The sequence below is a fragment of the Selenomonadales bacterium genome (assembly GCA_017442105.1).
GTDB lineage: Bacteria > Bacillota > Negativicutes > RGIG982 > RGIG982 > RGIG982.
Map to the genome: position 1 here is coordinate 1 of JAFSAX010000137.1, position 4753 is coordinate 4753.

Genomic DNA, 4753 nt, shown 5'->3' on the forward strand with positions numbered 1-4753 from the left:
ATAGAGGTCGCCCAGACGAAAGTCGGCACGACCCGCAAGACCAAGACGATCTCCGTTCGACTTCGCCACGGCAAGTGCGTTCGGCGACAAGTCTACGGCAACGCCCGTACTGCCTTCTATGCCGAGAAGCACCGACAAGAGGATCGCACCACTGCCTGTACCGATATCGACGATGCGCGGAGATTCTTTTTCCGCCAGAAGACGGATAGCCTCTTCGACGAGGATCTCCGTATCGGGGCGCGGTATGAGGACATCAGGCGTCACACAAAACGAATGTCCCATGAATTCTTTCTCGCCGAGAATATAAGCAACAGGCATACGCTGTACGCGCGCTTTGACCATCTGTCGGTACGATGCCAATTCTTCTTCCACGAGCGGTCTGTCGAAATTGACATAGAGATGGATACGGTCACATTTCAAGATATGCGAAAGCAGTACTTCCGCATCAAGACGCGGAGTATCCACGCCTTTTTCTTCGAAGTACTGCTTTGTCCAGTTTAGAATTTTTCCGATCGTCCAAACTTCTTTTCTGTCTGTCATCTTATTCTACCTGCTTTAATCGTTCCGCTTGATCTGCGGTGATAAGTCCGTTGATAAGTTCATCAAGATCGCCGCTGAGGACCATCTCCAGCTTATGGAGCGTCAGACCGATACGGTGGTCGGTCACACGACCCTGCGGGAAATTGTACGTGCGGATACGTTCACTGCGGTCGCCCGTACCGACTTGGCTTTTGCGGTCTGCGGCGACGGCTGCATTCTGCTCGGCCTGTGCCATCTCAAGGACCTTGGCACGAAGCACGCGCATCGCTTTTTCACGGTTTTTGAGCTGGGATTTTTCGTCCTGACATTGGACGACGATACCCGTCGGCAAGTGCGTGATACGGACTGCCGATTCTGTTCTGTTGACGTACTGACCGCCTGCGCCCGATGCACAGTACGTGTCGATACGAAGATCGTTCTGATTGATGTCGATCTCGACTTCTTCTGCCTCGGGAAGTACGGCTACCGTTACGGTCGAAGTATGGATACGACCGCCCGATTCGGTGGCAGGTACACGCTGTACGCGATGGACACCGCTTTCGTACTTCAGCTTGCTGTACGCGCCGTAGCCGTCGACTTCGAACGCGACCTCTTTCATACCGCCGAGTTCTGTGACGTTGCTGCTGAGGATATCGGTCTTCCAGCCTTGTGCCTCGGCATAACGCGTATACATACGGAACAGCTCCATCGAAAAGAGTGCCGCTTCGTCACCGCCCGCCCCGCCGCGGATCTCTACGATAACGCTCTTGTCATCGTTCGGGTCCTTCGGCAAAAGCAGGATAGGAAGCTCGGCGTCGATCTCCTCGCGACGAGCGCGAAGCTCACTGAGCTCTGCTTCGACCATCTTGCGGAACTCGTCATCGTCGATACCTTCGGTGAGCATCTCCTGTGCTTCTTCGATACCGCTGATGACTTCTTTGTACTCGCGGATCGTCGTCACGAGCGTCGTCAGCGATGCGTGTTCCTGCGTATATTTGCGCCAGAGCGGTACATCACAGATAACGGACGGGTCGGACAGGAGCGATTCGAGCTGCATATATTTTTCTTCGATTGCTTGCAGTTTACTGAGCAACGTTCGTTCCTCCTCTTACGCTTCCTTCACATTTTCACGGTCGGGACGGACTTCGTTAAGCGCGCGGATAGCCACTTCGATCTGATCGTCGGTCGGTTCTTTCGTCGTGAGCTTCTGAAGCCACAGCCCCGGTGCGATCGCCCAGCGCATGAAGCTCGATTCGTTGCGGCCTGCATAACGAATGATCTCGTATGCCACACCTGCCACGACAGGCATCAGGATAACGCGCGACAAGATGCGCTCTACGAGATCCGGCCAGCCCAAGAATGCGAACATAACGATACTGACGACCATGACGACTAAGAGAAACGCCGTTCCGCAGCGCGGATGAAGCGTCGTGAACGGACGCACGTTCTCGACCGTCAAGTCAAGACCCGCTTCGTAGGCGTGTATCGTCTTATGCTCCGCACCGTGATACATGAATACGCGCTGAATATCTTTCATGCGCGATATTGCGTAGATATACAGAATAAAAATTACAAGGCGCAGGACACCTTCCGCCAGATTGAGTGCGATCGGGTCGGCGATGACACTGTGCATAAATTTTGCGGCATATGTCGGAATGATGATAAAAAGGACGATCGCCATACCGAGCGAGAGAAGCATCGTAATTGCCATCTCCTTGTCGGTCATCTTGTCCTCTTCACTCTCACCTGCCGCCTGTGCCGAAAACGACAACGCTTTCAGCCCGTATACGAGCGATTCTACGAGGGATACGACGCCTCGCAGCATCGGTTTTTTCATGATCGGATACCGATCGCCGATCGAACGGATCGGTTCTTTTTGTACGACGATGTTGCCCGAAGGCTCGCGCACCGCCGTTGCGATCTCGTGGGGTCCCCGCATCATGACACCTTCAATAACGGCCTGACCGCCAACATACACTTTCTGTGACACGGTAAATCCCTCCAGATATAAATGTAGCAGAGCATCGCTGCTCTGCTCTCCATTTACTGATTTTCTTATCTGCCGTAACGTTTGTTGAATTTTTCAATACGACCGCCGGCTGCAACTGTACGCTGCTGACCCGTGAAGAACGGATGGCATTTGGAGCATACGTCAACTTTGAGTTCCGGTTTAATCGAGCCCGTTACAAAAGTGTTGCCGCAACCACAGCTAACTTTTGCTTCATGGTACTTCGGATGGATACCTTCTTTCATTACCTTTGCACCTCACTTTATCGAATGACCTTGTTATATGATAGAAATATCATTTTCGTCTAATACCGTATCATTATAGCACACGGCTCTCCTACTTGCAACCGTTATACATCACTTTTTTTCACATATCGGCTGAAACTTCCCACCCGTATTTCGGGGAACTCTTCCGCGAGGAACTTGAGGAAGCCTTTCACGCCGATCGGTTTTGCCGCTTCGGCAGGCATCTTCGGAAGGAAGTAGTCCGGGTCGATATTGAGATTGCGAAGCTGTATCATATCGATGCCCGTTTCACGAAGGAATTCGCGCCAGCCGTCGATCTCCTCGGGACGGTCGTTAAGACCCGGGAAGAGAAGGAGGTTCAAGGAAACGTATACGCCGTGCTGTTTCGCATAGGCAATAGATTCTTTGACCGCGCTCAAGCTATACGAACCGCGGTAGTATGCCTGATACGTTTCTTCTCGTCCGCTGATGATGCTGACGCGCATCGTATCAAGACCTGCATCGACGATCTTTTTGATACCTTCGGTATAACCTGCGTTCGTGTTGATGTTGATCTGACCGTTCGGTGTCGCTTCACGCATCATGCGGATAGACGGTGCGATACGGTCTGCCGCGAGGCTCGGTTCGCCTTCACAGCCCTGACCGAAGCTGACGATAGCGTCGGGCGCGTCTGTCAGATGGTAGATACCTACTTCCGCCATCTCCTCTGCCGTCGGCGAGAAGGTGATACGGCTTTGCGGTGATGGGCAGCACTCTGCTTCCTGAAGCGAGATACAGCCGATGCAGTTGGCATTACAGACAGGCGATGCAGGAATGCCTGCTTCCCAGCGATGGTAAAAGAGGTTTTCTGCTGTACAGCAATGCCATTCGAGCGAGCAATGCGCCGCCTGTTCGACGATACGGTTCGTCGGCATTTTCGCTTTGAGCGCATCGACACGTTTTTTCAGATCGTCCGTATTATAGACGGTCGGCGTCCATTTCGCATTGTCGTCCGTCTTGACGGCCGCGACGTAGAATTTGCCTTTGTCAAACGCGACTGCCGCATATCCGTAGAGCGGAAGCTGCGGTGCGTCGTCCGTCAGCTCGAACGCAGGCAGATACGTACGCGTATAGCCCATCGGGAGCATCGCCGCTACCGCATAAAGGGACGAGGCGATCTTTTCGATTTTGCCTTTCTGTCCGACGAGCGCGCTTCTGCCGGGGAGGAGCATAAGGTCTGCCCCTTCGGGAAGCTCTATCATATCTTCTTTTGTGAGTATCCGAACATCGTTTCCGCTTCTTCCGACAGGTGCCATATTCGGCGCATCGTACATTTCATTGCCCATGGCATACATTGCACACAGCATAGTATCTCTCTCCTTATCCCTGATTAAACGTATTCATGGCTTTCGTAAGACCGTCTGCGAGTATCGACTGGATACTGTCGGCGGTACGTTTACATACGGTGTTCCACGTTTCGGCTTCTTCGCCGTAAAATTTACTCAAAACATAGTTGTTGACTGTCCAGCCCTGCGGCGGGCGACCGATGCCGACGCGTACGCGAACGAAGTCTGCCTTATCGAGATGGCAGAGGATCGATTCGATCCCGCGATGTCCGCCCGACGAGCCGCGATTTTTAAGGCGCAGTCTGCCAAGCGGCAAGTCCATATCGTCCGAGATAACGATGATGTCTTCTGCATCTATTTTATAAAAACGTGCGATCTGACCGACAGCCTCACCGCTAAGATTCATATACGTCTGCGGCTTCACGAGAAGCACCTTTTCGCCATAAGCGCGGTACTCTCCGATCTCTGCCGACATTTTTTTCTGCCATGTGAGGATATTCTCTCTGCGCGCCAACTCATCGACGACGAGAAAGCCTACATTGTGGCGTGTATTGTCATATTCAGGACCGGGATTACCGAGCCCTACGATCATCTTCATACGATTTGTCCTCCGAAATATAGTCTATTTATTTATTGTACCACAAGTCATGATGTCG

6 protein-coding genes are annotated in these 4753 nt (G+C 52.5%); all 6 read right to left on the reverse strand.

The features are described 5' to 3' along the window. Positions 1-540, reverse strand: a 540-nt coding sequence (locus IJN28_05490; protein MBQ6713221.1) for a peptide chain release factor N(5)-glutamine methyltransferase, incomplete at its 3' end; no start/stop codon positions are given. Position 541: 1 nt separating this feature from the next. Next, positions 542-1612, reverse strand: coding sequence for a peptide chain release factor 1 (gene prfA, locus IJN28_05495; GenBank protein MBQ6713222.1), 1071 nt, complete (start codon positions 1610-1612; stop codon positions 542-544). A 15-nt stretch (positions 1613-1627) separates the two neighbouring features. Continuing rightward, positions 1628-2509 carry a DUF1385 domain-containing protein gene (locus tag IJN28_05500; GenBank protein MBQ6713223.1) on the reverse strand — a complete coding sequence of 294 codons (882 nt, stop codon included), beginning with the start codon at positions 2507-2509 and terminating at the stop codon, positions 1628-1630. 65 nt (positions 2510-2574) lie between these two features. Beyond that, complete coding sequence (rpmE, locus tag IJN28_05505; GenBank protein MBQ6713224.1) at positions 2575-2772, reverse strand: 50S ribosomal protein L31; 198 nt, start codon at positions 2770-2772, stop codon at positions 2575-2577. A 104-nt stretch (positions 2773-2876) separates the two neighbouring features. Next, on the reverse strand, positions 2877-4118 hold the full coding sequence (locus IJN28_05510) for a radical SAM protein (GenBank protein ID MBQ6713225.1): 1242 nt from the start codon (positions 4116-4118) through the stop codon (positions 2877-2879). A 13-nt stretch (positions 4119-4131) separates the two neighbouring features. Beyond that, entirely contained in the window at positions 4132-4695 is a 564-nt protein-coding gene (locus IJN28_05515; protein MBQ6713226.1) for an aminoacyl-tRNA hydrolase, read from the reverse strand. Positions 4696-4753 lie beyond the last annotated feature (58 nt).